Raw genomic sequence first — 18,613 nt, 5'->3', positions numbered from 1 at the left:
CTCCAGTTTGGGTTTGGGATGGCGATTGCCGTCCCTTTCGATGAGCAGAAGATGGCATTTTCTTTTCGTTCGGATTAGTCTCCAAATGATGGAACTCGAATTCGGATTTGCCGAACGATGATTAGGGTTGAGGGGATAACGGCTTTTGTGGCCGTCGTGGAATCCGGCTCGGTGAGCGAGGCCGCGCGACGTCTGCGGCTTTCCAAATCCGTCGTCAGCGAGCGGCTGGCGGAACTCGAACGATCGCTCGGTGGTGTGCTCCTGCATCGTACCACGCGAAAACTCACGCTGACGGAAGACGGGGCGGCCTTTCTGGAGCGTGCGACACGGATCGTTCAGGAAATCGAGGAAGCCACCGCCGAGATGGCAGTTCGCCGCGGCACGCTGTCCGGTCCGCTTCGCATCGCCGCCCCCGTGACCTTCGGGCGTATGCATCTCGGCCCCGCGCTCTATCCCTTCCTGGCCGCGCATGCGGAAATCCAGCTGGTGCTCGACATCGACGACCGCCGCGTCGATGTCTCCTCGGAGGGGTATGATGCCGTTGTCCGCCATGGCCCGATCGTCGATTCCCGGCTGGTGGTGTGGAAGCTTAGCCGCAGCCGTCGGCTTTTGGTCGCCTCGCCGGACTATCTCAGCCGCCATGGTGTGCCGAAGTCGCTTGCCGATCTCGATGGCCACAAGGGTATCTTCTATACCAACCGGGGCGTTGCGGATTGGCGGTTCCAGACGCCGGATGGTGCCATTGTCGTGCGCGCAAGCCAGGCCGTCGGCATGAACAACGGCGACATGATCCGCGATGCCGCCGCCGCCGGTCTCGGCATTGCGCTGCTTCCCGCCTTCATTGCCGGACCGGCGATCAGCACCGGGCAGTTGCAGGAGATCGATGTCGGCTACAGACCGGAAGCGGAATTCATCTACATGGCGCATCCCGAGGGTCGCAATCCCTCTGCCAAGTTGCGCGCTGTTGCCGAGCACCTTCGCAAGACCTTCGGTGATCCGCCCTACTGGGACCCCGCCGGTTGATTAGATCAAGCTCATCAGATTGGCGGCGACGCGCGAACGCTGCGCCTTCAGCATAGCAAGCCCGAGACGCGCCACCAGCGGCGGCCCCCCGATCGGACGATAGGCAACACCGTCGAGAGCAAGATGCGCGATCGAGGCCGGTACGATCGACACGCCAAGATCGGCGGCAACAAGATTGATGACCGATGGGATCTGCGGTGCTTCCTGCGTCACCACGAGTTCGAAACCGGCATCGCGGCACCCACGCACGATGTCATCGTAGAGACTGAGGCCGACCGTTCTGGGGAAGAGGATGAATGGCTCGCCGGCAAGCGACGAGAGAGGCAGCTTGTCAAACCTTGCCAGCGGATGATGCGCCGGCAGTGCGATCAGCATCGGTTCGTCTGCCAGCCGCTTCAGGGTGACATCCCTCGGATCTTCCAACCCCGGCCTGATGAACGCGACGTCGATCTCTTGTCGCAGCAGCTTTTCCATCAGCCAATTGCTGTTCATTTCGGTGAGCGAGAGGCTTACGTCCGGCCATTTTCCGCGGAAGCGACGGATCGTGCCACTGACTGCCGTGTTGAACGCCGATGATGCGGTGAAGCCGAGTGCCAGGCGGCCCGTCTCTCCCCGTGTTGCGCGTTGGGCGGCGAGCTTCGCCTTCTCGGCAGCCGCAATGGCGGCCCGACCCTCCGGCAGAAAGGCGATGCCCGCCTCGGTCAGTTCCGCGCCGTGCGGAACCCGATGAAACAACGCCGCACCGATCTCGTTCTCGAGATCACGGATCTGCTGGCTGAGCGGCGGTTGGCCGATCCCAAGCTTTGCGGCTGCGCGGGTAAAATTTCCTTCCTCTGCCACAGCAAGGAAATAGCGGATATGCCGCAGCTCCATAGGTATCTCCAAAACATATCAAGAATGCAAGTTTCATATATTGGACAAATGATGCGTCGCTGGCTAGATCGAAAGGCGTGAAAGGTTGGTCCCCCATGCCACGCGTCGCAGACAATCAGCCAGATTCCCTGGAAATCCAGTCCCGCCCTCATCTGAAGGTGGTGAGTACCGTAGCCGATCCGCAGGAAAAACAGTTCCTGCTGCGCGGCACGCCGTCCTATCGGCGGGCGAGCCTTGCGCTCTTTCTCTCCGGCTTTGCCACGTTCTCGCTGCTCTATTGCGTGCAGCCGCTGATGCCGATCTTTGCCACGGATTTCGGCATCAGTCCGGCCGCAAGTTCATTGTCCTTGTCGCTCTCGACCGGCTTCCTTGCCTTCGCGATCTTCTGCGCCGCGGCGGTCTCGGAAAGCTTCGGCCGTCGCAGCTTGATGTTCGCCTCTCTGCTCGGTGCGGCCCTTTGCACGATTGCCTGCGCTCTGGTGCCAAGCTGGCATGCGCTCTTGGTTATCCGTGCTCTGGAAGGGCTGTTGCTCGGCGGCGTGCCGGCGGTGGCGATGGCCTATCTCTCCGAGGAAATCGATCCGCGTGGCCTTGGCGCTTCGATGGGCCTTTATATCGCTGGCAACGCCTTCGGCGGTATGGCCGGCCGTGTTGTGACCGGCACGCTGGCCGAGTTCTTCTCCTGGCGTATCGCGTTGGGCGCGCTCGGCGTACTTGGCCTTGCCGCCGCAATCGGCTTCTTCTTGCTGCTGCCCGCATCGCGCAATTTTACACCGCAAAAGGGTTTTGACGCCCGGTTTCATGCGAGGGCCTGGGTCGGTCATATCGGCAATCCGGCGTTGCCGCTGCTCTTCGCAATCGGCTTTCTCGCCATGGGCACTTTCGTGACCGTCTATAACTACATCGGGTTCCGCCTTGTCCAGTCACCATACAATCTCAACCAGACCGAGCTTGGCCTGATCTTCACGGTCTATCTCTTCGGTATCGCGGCCTCCTGGATCGCCGGATTGCTGGGGGATCGGATCGGCCACTTCATCGTCCTGCCGGCCGGTATTGCCGTTGCCGCCGCCGGTGTTGCGGTAACCCTTTCCTCCTCATTGCCGCTGATCGTCCTTGGGATTGTGCTGCTGACTTCGGGCTTCTTCATCGCTCACTCTGTGGCGAGCGCGCTCGTCGGCCGGCTGGCGCGTGGCACGAAGGGACATGCTTCCGCACTCTACCTGCTGTCGTACTATATCGGCTCAAGCGTTGCCGGTTCTGTCGGCGGCTATTTCTGGGGCGCCGATGGCTGGAATGCCGTTGTGATCTTTACCCTGTCACTGCTGGCACTTGGCATGGTCGCGGCGCTCGTCGCGGCAAGGCTCGCGAAACGGTAGGACAAACGTTCGCGAGCCGTAAGCTGGCTACACGTTCTTGAGCGTGCGTCGCGGCTGCTGGGTTCCTCTCATCCCGCTCCAGAGATACCAGAAAACGGCAATCAGGATGATGACGCCGCCGATGATTGTCGAAACAGAAGGTGTCTCCGAGAAGGCGAGCCAAACCCAGAGTGGGCCGAGCACGACATCAAGCAGTCCGATCAGCCCGGCCTCACTGGACGGGATATAGCGGCCGCCGGTCATGAACAGCAGATAGGCGATCCCTGATGTTGTCGACCCAAAGACTGCGAGCACTGCGATCTCCTGCCAGCTCGGCAGCGTGTGGGACATCAGGGGCAAGCAAAGCAGCACGCAGAAGCCAGACCCCAGCGCATTGACCGGTGCGAGCCGCAGCGCGGGATAGCGCCGCGCTGCTACGAGCAGAATGCTGAAGGTCAGCGTCATCAGAAACGCCAGCGCGTTGCCAGCGATATCCTCGGGCCTTGCGCCGAAGCCGGCGACGATCACCACGCCGACAAAGGCAATGAGGCTGGCGATGAGCACGCGACGACTGATCGTCTCCTTCAGCCAGATATAGGCGATGGCTGCAGCGACGAAAGGCACGGTGGCATAGATTGCAAGGACGTTGGCCACTGTCGTCAGCTTCAGCGCGCCGACATAGCCATACATCGAAATGGCGGCCATCAGCCCGAAGAGGGGGTAGAAGTAGAGCGGCACCTTGCCCGGCTCCGCACTGATCCGCTTCTTCGCAAAGGTGATGATCGCAAGCGTCAGCCCGCCAAACACCGAGCGCCAGCCGAGCACGGTCCAGATGTCGAGATCGAGCGCCCGCACGAAGAGGCCCGCCGTGCTCCACATGATCGTGGCGATGCCGACGAGGAGGATACCGTAGGCGCGGGGCTGCATGGCAAGTCCGTTCATGGGAGGGCAGGGTCGAATCGATGTCCGATATTTATCAGACATCAATGACTTCTGATTGGTCCGTTGCGCCACGTCGTAGCGCAATCCGACGAAGAAACCGGGTCGCCGCTCCTATCCCAAGCGGATATAGGGGACGTCCTTTTTTGCCACCTCGTCCAGCGCCTCTTCATAGCCGGCATCGGCATAGCGCATGACCCCAAGCGCCGTGTCGTTGGTGAGCGCATGGTCGAGCCGCTCGTCGGCGGCATCGGTGCCATCGGCCACGACGGTCACGCCGCAGCTCGTCATGTAGCCGGCATAGCCGCCGCCGCCCGAATGTACGACCACGAGATCGGCCATCGACGAGCAAAGCATCATCGCATCGATCAGCGGCCAATCGGCAATCGCGTCGGAGCCGTCCTTCATCCGCTCGGTCATGATGTTCGGATGCGCCATCGCACCGGCATCAAGATGATCGCGCGAGAAGGCGACCGGACCTTTCAGCTCACCGCTTGCGACCAGTTCGTTGACCCGGCGGGCCAGCATCGTGCGCTCACCATGGCCGAGCCAGGCGATGCGCGCCGGCAAGCCCTCGAAGGGCACGTGCTCGCGCGCCAGCCGGATCCAGTTGGTGATGATCTTGTTGTCTGGGAACATCTCGAGCAGCAGATCGTCGATCCGGGCGATGTCGCTTTCTTCGCCGGACAGTGCCATCCAGCGGAAGGGGCCGATTGCCCGGGCAAAGAGCGGCCGCAGATAGGCTTCGGTGAAGATCGGAATATCGAAGGCGTTGGCGACGCCGCCTTCCTTGGCCTGTGTGCGAATAAGGTTGCCGTTGTCGAAGACTTCAGCACCTTTTTTCTGGAAGTCCAGCATCGCCGTCACATGCTGCACGATCGAAGCGCGGCTTGCCGCCATCAGCTGCCCCTGGCCCTCGTCGCGCAGCTCGCGCACCTGCGCGAGGCTCATGCCCTTCGGCACATAGCCATAGACGAGGTCGTGCGCGGATGTTTGGTCGGTAACGATATCCGGCACGATGCCACGCCTGGCGATTTCGGGATAGATTTCCGCCGCATTGCCGACGAGGCCGACTGAAAGCGCCCGCTTTTCCTTCACGGCAGCATCGATCATCGAGAGTGCCGTATCAAGATCCGGTGCGACTTCCTGCAGGTAGCCGATCTCCTGGCGCTTCTTGGCGCGCTCGGGATCGATGTCGACGCAGAGGATGGCCGCACCCGCCATGCGGCCGGCAAGCGGCTGTGCGCCGCCCATGCCGCCGAGCCCCGCCGTCAGCACGAAGCGCCCGAAAAGGTCCCCACCGAACCGGCGCTCTGCAATGCGCATGAAGATTTCATAGGTGCCCTGGATGACGCCCTGGCTGCCGATGTACTGCCAGGCGCCAGCCGTCAGCCCGCCCCAGCAGATCAGCCCCTTCCGCTGCAGCTCGTAGAAGACCTCGGCCTTCGCCCATTGCCCGACAATGTTGCAGTTCGCCATGATGACAAGCGGTGCCTTCGCATGCGTCTTCACAAGGCCAATCGGCTTGCCGGACTGGATCAGCAGCGTCTGGTCCTCGTCCATTTCAGTCAGCGCCTTGACGATGCCCTTGTGCGCCGCCCAGCTTCGCGCGGCCTTGCCGAGCGCGGCGTAGACCACGAGATTGTCCGGATCCTCTCCGACGGAGAGAACGTTCTCGAGCAAGCGGAGGAGTGCCTCCTGCCGCCAACCCTTGGCGCGCAGCTCCGGCCCGCCCGGAATCGGAAATTTCGGATGACGTGGATTGGGCTTCAGCATCTTGGTTGTTCCTCTATCTTCGCTTGCCGTGTCGGAATCGGGCGCGCCTCAGGCTTTCGCGGCCAGCGCGTAGCGGGCAAGTTCGATCCCCATCGCCTTTTCCACCGGAGGATAGACGGTCGGGTCGAGAACGCTTGCCGACAGCGGAATGATGCTCATCGGCACATGCAGGATGAACACATGCATGCCGCTCTCCAACTGACCGACACTCAGTGGTTCTCCCTCGGGCGAGAGCGTCGTAATGACCGAGGGGAAGGTGGCGATCCGTTTGCCCTCGAGGTCGTCGACGGCCATGTATTCATTCATCACATGCATGGTCACCGCCTTGTCGCCGGAGCCGACGACGATCGTGCCGATGTCGAATGCCTCCTTGGTATAGACGACGTCCTTCTTGGTGATGATACCTTCGGCCAGGATGTGGCCGCCTGTTGTCTTGCAGATGGCGTCGATCACGGCTGAACCGCCTTTCTTCTCAGCGGCAATAATCGCCTCGCCCAGTGCCAATGCCATCGAGATGCCGCCAAGTGCTGCGTGGGTACGCACATAGGAGGCGCGCAGCGGGTTGCGGCAGCTGGCGATGAAGCCGCCCGACTGGTCGGAAGTCGCCCGAAGAATCGGCGAGATCTTCGCTGTGGCTCCCTTCACGACAAGCTCGATGTATCGGTTCTCGGCGCGGTTGCCGCCAACCGCCGTCTGGATCATCTGTTCAGGCGAGCCAGCCATGCCGATCGAGCCCATGTCGCCGGTCGGATGCGCGCGGATATCGCCGACGGCGTCGACGACCTTGGTTCCGAGAATGGCGGAGGGCAGCCAGCCGTTCAGCGTCGACGACTTGCCGTTCTGGCCGATGATCAGGCCGGACAGTCTCTCGCCGAGCTCTTCCTGCAGCAACTGCACGGCCTTCACATAGTCGATGCCCTGCATTTCCCAGGGTGTCGTGGAGGCGGGCGCGCCGATCGCGGCGGCCGTCGCGATCCAGTCGTCATCTTTCAACTCGTCGATCGATACAAGTTCCGGCTTGCCGACGTTGACTGCGGCATAGCCGAGCATGCGGCCGTGATCCGCCCAGCCGCCGCCACCGGCGGCATAGACCGACCCGCCCTTGACCGCTGCTTCGACGTCCTTCTCAACCAGTATGCGTCCCATCAGGCATTCTCCTGCTTCAAGCTCTTGTCCATGTCCAAGACGGCTTCGAAAAGCACGGCCGCCCCAAGCGCGATGTCGTCGTTCTCGGCCCATTCGTCGGCGGAGTGGCTGCGCCCCTCCTTGCAAGGTACGAAGATCATGGCTGCTGGCGCGACCTTGGCAATCCAGGCCATGTCGTGGCCGGCGCCCGATGCCATTCGGCGGTGCCTGGCGCCGACGGTTCCACATGCCCTTTCAAGTGTCTTCAGCAGTCCGGCATCGCTCGGCGTCGGACGGTTATCCGAAACCCGCATGGGGCTCTTGATCGATACTCCGTAAGCGATAGCTAACTTAATGACGTGCTCGTCCAGCCACTCACAGAAGGCTTCCATGTCGTTGCGGACCTCGGCGCGTGCATCGATCAGCAGGACGACCTTCGAGGGAACGACGTTGGCCGCATTCGGCTCGATCCGGAACTCGCCGACCGTCGCCGCGAAATGTCCCGGTGTCTTTGCACGGGCGGCTGCGGCATCGCGGATATCGAGAACCAGTTGCGCGGCGGCGACCAGCGCATCCGAGCGGCTATCCATCGGCGTCGTGCCGGCATGGTCGGCGCGCCCCTCGACGACAATCTCAATCCGGGTGATCCCGGCGATCGCAGTGACGATGCCGATATCCTTCTTCTCGTTCTCGAGGACCGGGCCCTGCTCGATATGCAGTTCGAGAAAGCCTGAAATATCGGGCCTGCTTTGCTGCTGCAGCACGCTCGGGCGCCCGCCGACCTCGGCGATCGCCTCGGCCAGATCGCGCCCGTCCGTCGTGCGGGCAAGCCAGGCTTCCGGCAGCTGCCCGGTCATGCCCCGGCTGCCGATACAGGAGACACCGAAAATGCTGACCTCCTCCGCAAGGAAGTCGACAATCTCCAGGTCGTGATCGAGTTCGATCCCCTGATCACTCAGCGCGCGGGCGACTTCCAGTGCTGCCACGACGCCGGCAATGCCGTCGAAGCGCCCACCATCCGGCACTGTGTCGGAATGCGAACCGAGCATGATGGTACCGAGTCCGTCGATGGCGCCACGTCGCTTGCCGATGAGGTTGCCGGCAACATCGATCCGTGTCTCAAGCCCAGCCGCCCGCATGCGCGCTTCGATATGGGCGCGGCCCTCGAGAAAGAGTGGCGAGAAGGCGCGGCGGGTCCAGGGATGGCCGGGTTCGGTGATCCCGGCCAGGGCGTCGATATCCTCCGCGATACGACCCGCATTGACCGGCAGGTTCCTGCTCATTCTGCGGCTCCGGCGATCACCTGCCTTGGCAGCGGACGCACAAATCGGCCGGTCCCCGGCTCAGCCAGCACGGTCGCGCCATCGGTGATCTTCTCCCCGCGCAGATAGGTCGCAGACACCGTCCAGGGAAGGCGAATGCCGTTGTAAGGGCTCCAGCCGACGACGTTGTTGCCGCTGGCTGCAGCGTCATAGACCGTTTCACGCGGCTCGAGCACGACGATATCGGCGTCCTTGCCTGGCGTCAGCGCCCCCTTCACGTGGTCGAGACGGAAATGCTTTGCCGGGTTCTCTGCCATCAGCTTGGCCGCCCAGGTCAGCGGGATGCCGCGCTCGGAGGCACCCTTGATGAAGAGCGGTACCATCACTTCGAGCCCGGGAACACCTGAAGCGTTCGCGAGCATGTCAGGGTTGGTCTTGCGATTTTCGGACCAGCTGACGTGGTCCGTCGAGACCAACCAGACATTGCCTTCCGCGACCCTGCGCCATAGCGCCTCGACTTCGGCGCGTGGTCGGATCGGCGGATTGATCTTCGCCTTGCCGCCGAGCCGCTTGACGTCGTTTTCCTCGTCCAGCGTCAGGTAGTGAATGCAGCATTCGACGGTCGCCTCGAAACCATCGCGGCGGTAAGCGCGTGCGATGTCGTAGCCGCGCCCGAGCGAACAATGCACCACATGCGACGGGCAACCCGTATTGGCGCCCGTCTCGAAGATGGTGTGCATGGCGAGCAGCTCGGTGATCGGCGGCCGGGACAGTCCATGCGCCCGCCAATCCGTGATCCCACTTGCCTTCACGCGATCCATGTAGGTGCGGACGGCCTCGTCATCCTCGTTGTGGACGCCGGCGGTCAGCCCGGTCGGCGCAATCGCGGCAAAGCATTCGTCCAGCAGGGCAGGGGGGATGCGCGGAAATCGTTTCGGATCCGTACCGAACGTCGAGAACTTGAAGGCGGCAACGCCTGCGTCGACCATTTCGGCGACCCGCTTGGCGCCTTCCTCGGGATCGACGGTGCCGTAGAGCGCAAAATCGACCCGCGCCTGCGGGCCGGCATGGGCGATCTTCTTCTTTACGGCTTCCGCCGAACAGACAAGATTGCCTTCATCGTAGGGCATGTCGACGATCGTCGTCACACCGCCGGCAGCAGCCGAGCGAGTCGACCAGATGAAATCCTCCTGGTCCTTCTGCGACAGCGAGTGAACCTGGGCGTCGATGGCTCCGGGCAGGATCAATGCCTTGCCGAGGAGATGGCGTTCGCGCGCGGCAGGCGGCACGCCAAGGCCGATCTCCGCAATCTTGCCATCGCGGACGGCAACGTAGCCGGCTTCCAGAATGCGCTCCGGCAAAACGACCGTGCCTTGCAGAACGAGATCGAAATCAGCCATGCCGCTTTCTCCGTGGCGAATATTGAAGGATCAGATGGCGACCGGTTCCTGGGTCAGACGCTGCTCGATGCGCGCCAGCGAGCCGAGCGCAAAGAAATCGTCGAAGGATGCGATCGGCACCTCTTCGATCAGTTTCGACATGAAGGCGTCGGAACCAAGCTCTTCCTCGATCGCTTCCACCTCGGCGGAGAGCGGTCGGTCGACCGTATAGAAGTCCGCGTGCTTGCGAACGACGTCGTAAAGCATTGCGCCGACACCCTTCGGCTTGTCGCCGAGGATGTCCACGGCCTGGGCGGAAAGCAACGCCTCGAGAGCAGCAAGTCGCATCAGGGCGCGCATCTGGCGCTCGAAGCGCTCGATCACCAGCGGCAGGAATGCAGCCTCGTCCTCAAGCCCGGCCGCGACCACCAGCGACTGCGCGGAAACCGGGTTCGACATCGAGAGCACGCGGGAAAAAATCTCGCCGGCGAGCTTGATGATCGGGCCGAAACCCGTTGCGATACGTCCGGGCGGCACGAGATTGACGGGCAGATCACGGCGCTGGCCATTGCCAAGCAGGACGCAGCGGTTGAAGGCATTGCGCGCCGCGTGCGCCATGCAGAGAGCGGCCGATTCCAGCAGGATCGTCACGTCGAGCGGCAGTGACCCGCCTGAGGTCATCACTCGACCCTCGACGACGACAGGATTGTCGTCGGAGCGTCCTGTTGCGGCCAGGATCTTGTGACCTGTCGTCAGCAGGTTCTCGATGACCGCGCCAAAGACCTGCGCGATCATGCGAAGGCTGAGCGGGTCCTGGACGTGGGTCTTGACCGGCCAGTGCCAGGCGTCGGAAGCATTGCAGAGCCAGGAGCCGATGAGGGCCTCCCGGGAGGTGCCAACATGGCGAACGGACAGCCAGGGATCGCGGGACGCGCCGAGTGCGCCCGATGCCATCATGCCAGTGGCCAGCAGCACGCGGATGGAGGCCGCCGCGTTGCGTGTCGCATCAGCCGCCGCGGCAAAGCTCACGGCGTTGATGCTGAGCGAGGCAAGGCTGTCGCGCGGGGCCATCGTGAAGGGCTTCATGCCCGCCGCCGCGAAAGCGTCGGCCGCCTGCATGCGCTTGCCGCGATAGACGGCTTCACCGACTCCCGTCAGCACGGCGCCGATCTGTCCCATGAGGCCGATGTCGGCACAACCGATGGACCCCGTGCGGCGGACGACCGGAATGATATCCGCGTCCAGCATCCGCATATAGGCGTTGACGAGTTCGGACGTGCAGCCGACTTGTCCCGTCAGGGCGGTGTTGATGCGAATGGCCATTGCGTTGCGCACAACGGCGCTCGAAAACGGCGTCCCCGTGCCGAAGTGATGCGCGCGCACGAGCCCGAGATTGAAGGCATCCAGATCCTCTGGGGACCACTCGACATCCTTCATAGCGCCAACGCCGGTGGTTGCGCCGTAGACGGGCATGCCGGCCTTGATCGCGTCCTCGACAATCCCGCGGGCAATCTCGACCCGAGCCATGCCTGTCGTCGAAGCTGAAAGCGCCACCTTGCCCGATCCGATCCTCACCATCTCGGCAAAGCTGAGCGGCTGTCCGGAAAGTTCGATGCGGGGGCGTTCATGCTTCATCTGCCATATCTCCTTGAAAAGTGAGACTATGCGACGGCGCTACTCGATGGGATATCCCAAATGTCGAACACAACATGCATTGCGGCGATGGATCAGGTCACCACCCAGGCTATATAGAGAAGCGTCAGCGCGATAATCCAGAGGGCGTACCGGCCGGAGCGATTGTGCCGCGCCTCGGACTTGCCGATCGCCTCGGCCGTCGCCGCGTCGAACCGCAACCCGTGCTCGCTCATGTGCAGCAGTTCATGATGAAACTTCTCGGTCTTTGCCGCAATCTCGGGCGCGGCCTCGGCAAGCTTCACAGCCGCCTTCAGCCCGTCCTTGAGATCGGTGACGATGCGCTTCGGGCCGAGATTGTTGCGGATCCAGTCGCCGACGACGGGTTCGGACGCCTTCCACATGTTGAAGCGTGGATTGAGCATGCGCGACACGCCTTCGACCACGACCATCGTCTTCTGCAGCATGACCAGTTCCGGCCGCGTCGCCATGTCGAAGAGTTCGGTCACCTCGAACAGCAGCGTCAGCAGCTTGCCCATCGAGATCGTTTCGGCTGGCTGGCCATGGATCGGCTCGCCGATCGCGCGGATCGCCTGCGCGAAACTCTCGACATTGTGGTGACCCGGCACGTAGCCTGCTTCGAAGTGGACCTCGGCGACCCGGACATAGTCGCGGGTGATGAAGCCGAAGAGGATTTCGGCCAGAAAACGGCGCTCCTTTTTCCCCAAACGCCCGACAATCCCCATGTCGACCGCAACGATATCGCCGTGCTCGTCGACAAACAGGTTACCGGGATGCATGTCGGCATGGAAGAAGCCGTCGCGCAGCGTGTGGCGCAGAAACGACTGAATCAGCGTGTCCGCAAGCAGGTTGAGATCGTGACCGGCGGCGCGCAGGCCCTCGACATCCGACATTTTCACGCCGTCGATCCACTCCATGGTGATCACGTCGCGGCCGGTGCGCTCCCAATCAACCTTCGGGACACGGAAGCCCGGGTCTTTCTCGGTATTTTCAGCGATCTCGGAAAGGGCTGCTGCCTCAAGCCGCAGGTCCATCTCAACCTTGGTCGTCTGCTCCAGAGTCTTCGTGACTTCCACCGGCCTCAGGCGCCGGCTCGAAGGCATGAAGCGCTCCTGCATGTGAGCGACGAGATACATCGCCTCAATGTCATGGGTGAAACGCTGGCGCACGCCGGGGCGGACGACCTTCACCGCAACCTTCTTGCGTCCCGCGGGCGTATTGACTTCGGCGGGGTGCACCTGCGCGATCGATGCGGCGGCAATCGGCTCGCCGAAGCTTGCATAAAGCTCCTCGATCGGGCGGCCGAGCGATCCAGCGATGCTCGCCTTGGCAGCGGCAAGCGGAAAGAAGGCCATGCGGTCCTGAAGTTGAGACAGATCGTCGGCGAACTCGACGCCAACGACATCCGGGCGCGTCGCCAGGAACTGACCGATCTTCACATAGGAGGGGCCCAGTCGCTCGACTGCTTGTGCCAGCCGGTCGCTGCGCTTCTTCGATTTGGAGCGATTACGCGCGAACAGGCCGACAAAGGACTTGGCAAGGCCAATCGAGGGCGGAAGGTCTTCCGACGGCAAAGCCGAAATCACGCCTTCGCGCACGAGAATCCAGCCGACGCGCCAGAGCCGGAAATATGCTCCCAGAGTGCTCATGCCGGATTGCCTGCCTGCGAAAGCGAGCGGGTGAACGATTGCTGTCGAACCATCCCTCAGAGCTTCCAGCCAGAGTGGAGAGCTGCGATCCCGCCGGTATAGTTCGTGAAGCTGACGCGCGAGAAGCCGGCATTGCGGATCATCTCGGCGAAGTTCTCCTGATTGGGGAACTTGCGGATGGATTCCACGAGGTACTGATAAGGCTCGGCCTCGCCGGTGATCGCCTTGCCGAACTTCGGAATGGCATTGAAGGACCAGGTATCATAGACGCGGTCAAGGAGCGGCATGTCCACTTCAGAGAACTCGAGCACGAGCAGCCGACCGCCGCGCTTCAGCACGCGGTAGGCTTCGCTGAGCGCCACGTCGATGCGCGGCACATTGCGGATGCCGAAGGCGATCGTGTAGGCGTCGAAGCTGTTCGGTTCGAACGGCAAGTCCTCGGCATTGGCCTCGACGAAAGTCAGGTTGTCAGAAAGCTTCTTCTTGGCGGTGCGCTCGGCGCCGACTGATAGCATCGAGCCGTTGATGTCGAGCACGGTCGAATGCGCCATCCGGTTGGAGGCTTCGATGATGCGAAAGGCGATGTCGCCGGTGCCGCCGGCCACGTCGAGCGTCCTGTAGCCAGGCTCCTTGCGCGGGTTCAGAGCCGAGATCATGGCGTCCTTCCAGACGCGATGCATGCCGACCGACATGACGTCGTTCATGATGTCGTAGCGCTTGGCGACCTTGTGGAAGACCTCGTTGACGAGACCTTGCTTTTCACCGTCCGCCACTTCGCGGAAGCCGTAGGATGTTTCCATGCCGCCTTCGGCGGAGGTACGGCTTTCTGACATCGAAATACTCCATCTTTCTGAAATCGGCGCGGCGACCATAGCGAACGGACGCGCGCGGCGCTATCTGTGGGCCACGGTCAAGGCCGCGGCACCTTGGCGCTATAGCGCACAACGCCCGTGGTTGAAACATGTTAGATATAGATGGGTTAAGATGCCGGAATTGCCAGAAGTCGAAACCGTCCGACGCGGGCTTGCTCCCACCATGGAAGGTGCGCGGATCGCCCGCCTGGAGTTGCGCCGCAAGGACCTGCGGTTTCCCTTCCCGGACGGTCTGGAGACGAGGGCAACCGGCCGGGAGATCGTCGCGCTCGGCCGCCGCGCCAAGTATCTGCTGATCGACCTCGACGACGGCACGACGATCATCTCGCATCTCGGCATGTCCGGCTCGTTCCGCATCGAGGCGGGACCGCTTTCCGATGTTCCCGGCGAGTTTCATCATCCCCGTTCGAAGGATGAGAAGCATGACCACGCAATCTTCCATCTGGAAGGACCGAACGGCATCAGCCGCGTCATTTACAATGACCCGCGCCGCTTCGGCTTCATGGATATGGCGCAGCGCTCCGAACTCGATCTCAATCCTTTCCTCTTTGGCCTCGGGCCGGAGCCGACGGGCAACGAACTCAGTGCCGCCTATCTGGCGGAACGCTTCATGGGCAAGGCGCAACCACTGAAGAGCGCGCTGCTCGATCAGAAAAATATCGCCGGGCTCGGCAATATATATGTGTGCGAGGCGTTATGGCGCGCACATCTGCGCCCGACCCGTGCGGCAGCGACTGTCGTCACCAAGACCGGCAAGCCGACCAAGCAAATGGATTTCCTGGTCGCCTCGATCCGTGATGTCATTGCTGACGCCATCAAGGCGGGCGGCTCGTCGCTGCGGGACCATATCCAGACGGATGGCTCGCTCGGTTACTTCCAGCATTCCTTCTCGGTCTATGACCGCGAAAGTCTACCTTGCCGCACGCCTGATTGCGGCGGTACGGTCGCACGCATCGTTCAGGCGGGGCGTTCGACCTTCTATTGCCCTGCTTGCCAGAAATAACGGGAGGATTATCCATGACCTATGAAACACTGATCGTCGAAACCCGCGGCGCAGTCGGGTTGATCACCTTGAACCGCCCGCAGGCGCTGAACGCGCTGAATTCGACGGTGCTGAAGGAGCTTCTGCAGGCCTACGAAGCCTTCCAGGCCGATGATGCCGTCGGCGCCATGGTGTTGACCGGTTCCGAGCGCGCATTCGCCGCCGGTGCCGACATCAAGGAAATGCAGCCGCTCAGCTATGTCGATGTCTATAGCCGCGATCTGATGAGCGGCTGGGACGACGTCGCCAAAGTGCGCAAGCCTGTCATTGCGGCCGTCAGCGGCTTCGCGCTCGGCGGCGGCTGCGAGCTTGCGATGATGTGCGATATCATCATCGCCTCTGAAACGGCCAAGTTCGGCCAGCCCGAGATCACGCTTGGCGTCATCCCTGGGATGGGCGGCTCTCAGCGGCTGACGCGTGCCGTCGGCAGATATAAGGCCATGGACTTGATCCTCACCGGCCGGATGATGGACGCTGCCGAAGCCGAGCGCGCGGGACTCGTTTCGCGTGTAGTGGCGCCTGAACGTCTGCTGGACGAGGCATTGGAGGCTGCTGCCAAGATTGCCTCGCTCTCCCGCCCTTCGGTCCTGATGGCCAAGGAGGCGGTAAACCGCGCCTTGGAGACGACGCTGGACGAAGGTCTGCGCTTCGAGCGCCGGCTTTTCCATAGCCTGTTTTCCACCGAAGATCAGAAAGAGGGGATGACGGCCTTCATCGAAAAGCGTAAGCCTGCCTTCAAGAACCGCTGAGCCTTGGAGAAAGGCGGCGTTTCCTTGAAAATGCGCGTTGACGTGGGTCGGCTTTAGGGTTATATGCCCGCCCACGGTTCGGGAAGCCACTCCGGTTTTCCGATTATGCTCCCGCATTGCTGTATGAAGTGGCCGCAAGGCCCGCGGTAATGACGGAGTTTGTTCGAATTCTTAGAGAGGCATCCATGGCCAATACAACTTCGGCGAAAAAAGCGACCCGCAAGATCGCCCGCCGTACCGACGTCAATAAGGCTCGTCGCTCGCGCGTTCGTACTTTCGTTCGCAAGGTCGAAGAGGCAATCGCATCTGGTGATGCTGCCAAGGCAAAGGAAGCTTTCCTGGCCGCTCAGCCGGAACTGGCTCGCGCCGCAAGCAAGGGCGTTGTTCACGCCAACACGGCTTCCCGCAAGGTTTCGCGCCTCGCAGCTCGTGTGAAGGCTCTGTCGGTTTCTGCGACCGCATAATCTTTCGTTAATAAACCTATCATTATGATTAGCCCGGCAACTTTGTCGGGCTTTTTCGATTCTGCCGGTTGGCTTCCGTATGGTTAATTCGGCGACGTTTTCATGTCGGGCGTGTGACACGAAAAATACAATAAAAACAAACACTTATTGTAGGATACTTCAGGTGCGCTCGACTCAGGGCCTACAATCTGCGGTCTGAGCAGAGTCAAGCAGCTTTTTTATTTTTTTCTTTTTATACGTGTCAAAAATGCCGGCGGCGGGAATCTCCTTGATTCAAAAGCGATTCTTTTTTGACATGGATGTGACGCCCTAAAGCCGTCGCCAGAGTCAACGGCCCGCTCTTAATTTTGCGTAAAATTCATCGTTGATTCCCGCATTCGATCCTGCCTAAATGCCCTCCAACAAGGGGTCCAGACATCACCTGTGAAGGCTAGGTCTGAAACTGCCACGTCGGCAGGGCGATGAACCTGTGCCACTTGTTACGGAGAGTTTAGGCCTCCGTTTTTTCAAGCACTTGAGCATTTTTGACCGCGACGTGGCTGTCGCGGAACAGTGTTGTTTTGTGTGTTGGTTGCACGCGTGGCGTGAAACCGGAGTAGGGAAGAGAAGTCGTGACAGGACGACCGGGCGCCGCGTGACGAGGAGCGGCATTCAGTCCGACGGAAAGCAGTCGAACCGCATGATGCGGTCTTGCGTTTTCCTGGGAACGTCTTGTGAGTGGGGCAGTACTTGAGTGAACCGGCAGGCGAGTGGCTCATGAGGGTGCCACTTTCTGGCCATAGCGGGGAAATAATCGGGCGACGAACTAGGTCGGCCGACGAATGGAAGGCGGCATGATGCAGATGAATACAATGAAGGCGGATGCCCTGGAGAGTGGGGACAATGAACCGCAGGCGTTTGGCTCTATTTGTGCTGGAGCGGCAGGGGAAAAGGGAGACATGAAGCATGGTGTACTTTTCGAGCGTGTCAGCGCCCGTCTGAAGGCGCAAGTCGGCCCGGATGTTTATGCAAGCTGGTTTGCCCGGCTGAAACTACATTCGGTTTCCAAGAGTGTCGTGCGCCTCACGGTGCCAACCACTTTCCTGAAGTCCTGGATCAACAACCGGTATCTTGAACTGATCACCAGCCTGTTCCAGGCAGAAGACTCCGAAATCCTGAAAGTCGAAATTCTCGTGCGTACAGCAACGCGTGGCGTTGGAAAGCCGGCTGAAGAGCCGGTTTCGCCGGAGCCTGTTGCTGCCGCACAAATGCGCCGCCCTGTGGCGCAGCATGCCGGCCAGATTGCGCAGCAGGCGGTCTCTTCCGCGGCTGCGGCCCGCCCGGCCAGTGCCGGTCAGCCGCTCTTCGGGTCGCCGCTGGACTCGCGCTTCACCTTCGACACCTTCGTCGAGGGCAGCTCCAACCGTGTGGCACTCGCCGCTGCCAAGACGATTGCGGAGGCCGGGCAGGGCGCTGTCCGTTTCAACCCGCTGTTCGTCCATTCCAGCGTCGGTCTCGGCAAGTCGCACCTTCTGCAGGCGATCGCCAATGCCGCGGTTCAGAACCCGCGCGCACTGCGCGTCGTCTACCTGACGGCAGAGTATTTCATGTGGCGTTTCGCAACCGCGATCCGCGACAATGATGCCCTGACGCTCAAGGACTCGCTGCGCAACATCGACCTCCTGATCATCGACGACATGCAGTTCCTGCAGGGCAAGATGATCCAGCACGAGTTCTGCCACCTGCTGAACATGCTGCTCGACAGCGCCAAGCAGGTCGTGGTCGCGGCCGACCGCGCGCCCTGGGAGCTGGAGTCGCTCGATCCACGCGTCCGCTCGCGTTTGCAGGGCGGTGTGGCGATCGAGCTCGACGCCCCGGATTACGAGATGCGTCTCGAAATCCTGAAGCGTCGTCTTGCGAATGCTCGCCTCGAAGATCCGTCTCTGGAAATTCCGGCCGAACTGCTGAACCATGTAGCGCGTAACATCACGGCAAGCGGTCGCGAACTGGAAGGCGCCTTCAACCAGCTGCTCTTCCGTCGCTCCTTCGAGCCGAACTTGACGGTCGAGCGTGTCGACGAGTTGCTCGCGCATCTCGTTGGTTCCGGCGAGCCGCGCCGTGTCCGTATCGAGGACATCCAGCGGATCGTTGCACGGCACTACAATGTGTCGCGTCAGGAGCTGGTCTCGAACCGCCGCACCCGTGTCATCGTCAAGCCGCGCCAGATCGCCATGTATCTGTCGAAGACATTGACGCCACGGTCCTTCCCGGAAATCGGTCGCCGTTTCGGCGGTCGCGATCATACGACCGTGCTGCACGCGGTGCGTAAGATCGAGGAGCTGATTGCCGCGGACACCAAGCTCTCGCACGAGATCGAACTGCTGAAGCGTTTGATCAACGAATAGCAAGGCAACCTTTCTATGCAAGTTTTACGGCCGGGCATTGCTCCGGCCGTTTTCTTTTGCGCACAATC

16 protein-coding genes are annotated in these 18,613 nt (G+C 61.6%); 6 read left to right on the top strand and 10 right to left on the bottom strand.

The window, feature by feature from the left end; all coding sequences use genetic code 11:
- Positions 1-117 precede the first annotated feature (117 nt).
- Positions 118-1,023, top strand: a complete 906-nt coding sequence (locus JNB88_RS01550) for a LysR family transcriptional regulator (protein ID WP_220354011.1) — start codon at positions 118-120, stop codon at positions 1,021-1,023.
- Here JNB88_RS01550 and JNB88_RS01545 read toward each other — a convergent pair whose 3' ends face one another.
- The gene (locus JNB88_RS01545) at positions 1,024-1,896 is read right to left on the bottom strand and encodes a LysR family transcriptional regulator (RefSeq protein ID WP_220354010.1); all 873 of its coding nucleotides are present in this window, start codon (positions 1,894-1,896) and stop codon (positions 1,024-1,026) included.
- 95 nt (positions 1,897-1,991) lie between these two features.
- On the opposite strand from JNB88_RS01545, the gene JNB88_RS01540 reads away from it, so the two are divergent.
- Positions 1,992-3,272, top strand: coding sequence for an MFS transporter (locus JNB88_RS01540; RefSeq protein WP_220354009.1), 1,281 nt, complete (start codon positions 1,992-1,994; stop codon positions 3,270-3,272).
- 27 nt (positions 3,273-3,299) lie between these two features.
- On the opposite strand, the gene JNB88_RS01535 is transcribed toward JNB88_RS01540, so the two are convergent.
- From JNB88_RS01535 to ubiE, 8 genes are all read right to left on the bottom strand, one after another.
- The gene (locus tag JNB88_RS01535; RefSeq protein WP_223217063.1) at positions 3,300-4,193 is read right to left on the bottom strand and encodes a DMT family transporter; all 894 of its coding nucleotides are present in this window, start codon (positions 4,191-4,193) and stop codon (positions 3,300-3,302) included.
- A gap of 111 nt (positions 4,194-4,304) precedes the next feature.
- Positions 4,305-5,966: a urocanate hydratase gene (locus JNB88_RS01530; RefSeq protein ID WP_220354008.1), complete on the bottom strand. Its 1,662-nt coding sequence runs from the start codon at positions 5,964-5,966 to the stop codon at positions 4,305-4,307.
- 48 nt (positions 5,967-6,014) lie between these two features.
- On the bottom strand, positions 6,015-7,112 hold the full coding sequence (locus JNB88_RS01525; RefSeq protein WP_220354007.1) for a DUF917 domain-containing protein: 1,098 nt from the start codon (positions 7,110-7,112) through the stop codon (positions 6,015-6,017).
- Positions 7,112-8,374 (bottom strand): Zn-dependent hydrolase, encoded by a 1,263-nt coding sequence (locus JNB88_RS01520; protein WP_220354006.1) that lies wholly within the window; start codon positions 8,372-8,374, stop codon positions 7,112-7,114. Before JNB88_RS01520 ends, JNB88_RS01525 begins: the two co-directional genes overlap by 1 nt.
- Positions 8,371-9,753, bottom strand: coding sequence for a dihydroorotase (locus JNB88_RS01515; RefSeq protein ID WP_220354005.1), 1,383 nt, complete (start codon positions 9,751-9,753; stop codon positions 8,371-8,373). Before JNB88_RS01515 ends, JNB88_RS01520 begins: the two co-directional genes overlap by 4 nt.
- Positions 9,754-9,783: 30 nt before the next feature.
- Positions 9,784-11,367, bottom strand: coding sequence for an aromatic amino acid lyase (locus JNB88_RS01510; protein ID WP_220354004.1), 1,584 nt, complete (start codon positions 11,365-11,367; stop codon positions 9,784-9,786).
- Between the two features lie 92 nt (positions 11,368-11,459).
- Positions 11,460-13,034 carry a 2-polyprenylphenol 6-hydroxylase gene (gene ubiB, locus JNB88_RS01505; RefSeq protein WP_220354003.1) on the bottom strand — a complete coding sequence of 525 codons (1,575 nt, stop codon included), beginning with the start codon at positions 13,032-13,034 and terminating at the stop codon, positions 11,460-11,462.
- A gap of 56 nt (positions 13,035-13,090) precedes the next feature.
- Positions 13,091-13,867 carry a bifunctional demethylmenaquinone methyltransferase/2-methoxy-6-polyprenyl-1,4-benzoquinol methylase UbiE gene (gene ubiE / locus JNB88_RS01500; RefSeq protein WP_220354002.1) on the bottom strand — a complete coding sequence of 259 codons (777 nt, stop codon included), beginning with the start codon at positions 13,865-13,867 and terminating at the stop codon, positions 13,091-13,093.
- 151 nt (positions 13,868-14,018) lie between these two features.
- Between ubiE and mutM the strand changes: the two genes are divergently transcribed.
- From mutM to rpsT, 3 genes are all read left to right on the top strand, one after another.
- Positions 14,019-14,909 carry a bifunctional DNA-formamidopyrimidine glycosylase/DNA-(apurinic or apyrimidinic site) lyase gene (gene mutM / locus JNB88_RS01495; protein ID WP_220354001.1) on the top strand — a complete coding sequence of 297 codons (891 nt, stop codon included), beginning with the start codon at positions 14,019-14,021 and terminating at the stop codon, positions 14,907-14,909.
- A gap of 14 nt (positions 14,910-14,923) precedes the next feature.
- Positions 14,924-15,697, top strand: coding sequence for an enoyl-CoA hydratase (locus JNB88_RS01490; RefSeq protein ID WP_220354000.1), 774 nt, complete (start codon positions 14,924-14,926; stop codon positions 15,695-15,697).
- A gap of 185 nt (positions 15,698-15,882) precedes the next feature.
- Positions 15,883-16,161, top strand: a complete 279-nt coding sequence (rpsT, locus tag JNB88_RS01485) for a 30S ribosomal protein S20 (protein ID WP_016552476.1) — start codon at positions 15,883-15,885, stop codon at positions 16,159-16,161.
- 417 nt (positions 16,162-16,578) lie between these two features.
- Here rpsT and JNB88_RS34535 read toward each other — a convergent pair whose 3' ends face one another.
- Positions 16,579-16,812: a cysteine rich repeat-containing protein gene (locus tag JNB88_RS34535; protein WP_220353999.1), complete on the bottom strand. Its 234-nt coding sequence runs from the start codon at positions 16,810-16,812 to the stop codon at positions 16,579-16,581.
- A gap of 185 nt (positions 16,813-16,997) precedes the next feature.
- Here JNB88_RS34535 and dnaA point away from each other — a divergent pair, with 185 nt between their 5' ends.
- Positions 16,998-18,545: a chromosomal replication initiator protein DnaA gene (dnaA, locus tag JNB88_RS01475; RefSeq protein WP_220354253.1), complete on the top strand. Its 1,548-nt coding sequence runs from the start codon at positions 16,998-17,000 to the stop codon at positions 18,543-18,545.
- Positions 18,546-18,613 lie beyond the last annotated feature (68 nt).

Source organism: Rhizobium cauense (genome assembly GCF_019511525.1).
GTDB lineage: Bacteria > Pseudomonadota > Alphaproteobacteria > Rhizobiales > Rhizobiaceae > Rhizobium > Rhizobium cauense.
This window is presented reverse-complemented; position numbering and strand designations above follow the sequence as displayed.

Excerpts from the sequence above, each read along its gene's own strand:
- JNB88_RS01550 (WP_220354011.1), top strand. The coding sequence starts at position 118 with ATGATTAGGGTTGAGGGGATAACGGCTTTTGTGGCCGTCGTGGAATCC.
- JNB88_RS01545 (WP_220354010.1), bottom strand. The coding sequence starts at position 1,896 with ATGGAGCTGCGGCATATCCGCTATTTCCTTGCTGTGGCAGAGGAAGGA.
- JNB88_RS01540 (WP_220354009.1), top strand. The coding sequence starts at position 1,992 with ATGCCACGCGTCGCAGACAATCAGCCAGATTCCCTGGAAATCCAGTCC.
- JNB88_RS01535 (WP_223217063.1), bottom strand. The coding sequence starts at position 4,193 with ATGAACGGACTTGCCATGCAGCCCCGCGCCTACGGTATCCTCCTCGTC.
- JNB88_RS01530 (WP_220354008.1), bottom strand. The coding sequence starts at position 5,966 with ATGCTGAAGCCCAATCCACGTCATCCGAAATTTCCGATTCCGGGCGGG.
- JNB88_RS01525 (WP_220354007.1), bottom strand. The coding sequence starts at position 7,112 with ATGGGACGCATACTGGTTGAGAAGGACGTCGAAGCAGCGGTCAAGGGC.
- JNB88_RS01520 (WP_220354006.1), bottom strand. The coding sequence starts at position 8,374 with ATGAGCAGGAACCTGCCGGTCAATGCGGGTCGTATCGCGGAGGATATC.
- JNB88_RS01515 (WP_220354005.1), bottom strand. The coding sequence starts at position 9,753 with ATGGCTGATTTCGATCTCGTTCTGCAAGGCACGGTCGTTTTGCCGGAG.
- JNB88_RS01510 (WP_220354004.1), bottom strand. The coding sequence starts at position 11,367 with ATGAAGCATGAACGCCCCCGCATCGAACTTTCCGGACAGCCGCTCAGC.
- ubiB (WP_220354003.1), bottom strand. The coding sequence starts at position 13,034 with ATGAGCACTCTGGGAGCATATTTCCGGCTCTGGCGCGTCGGCTGGATT.
- ubiE (WP_220354002.1), bottom strand. The coding sequence starts at position 13,867 with ATGTCAGAAAGCCGTACCTCCGCCGAAGGCGGCATGGAAACATCCTAC.
- mutM (WP_220354001.1), top strand. The coding sequence starts at position 14,019 with ATGCCGGAATTGCCAGAAGTCGAAACCGTCCGACGCGGGCTTGCTCCC.
- JNB88_RS01490 (WP_220354000.1), top strand. The coding sequence starts at position 14,924 with ATGACCTATGAAACACTGATCGTCGAAACCCGCGGCGCAGTCGGGTTG.
- rpsT (WP_016552476.1), top strand. The coding sequence starts at position 15,883 with ATGGCCAATACAACTTCGGCGAAAAAAGCGACCCGCAAGATCGCCCGC.
- JNB88_RS34535 (WP_220353999.1), bottom strand. The coding sequence starts at position 16,812 with ATGCCGCTCCTCGTCACGCGGCGCCCGGTCGTCCTGTCACGACTTCTC.
- dnaA (WP_220354253.1), top strand. The coding sequence starts at position 16,998 with ATGCAGATGAATACAATGAAGGCGGATGCCCTGGAGAGTGGGGACAAT.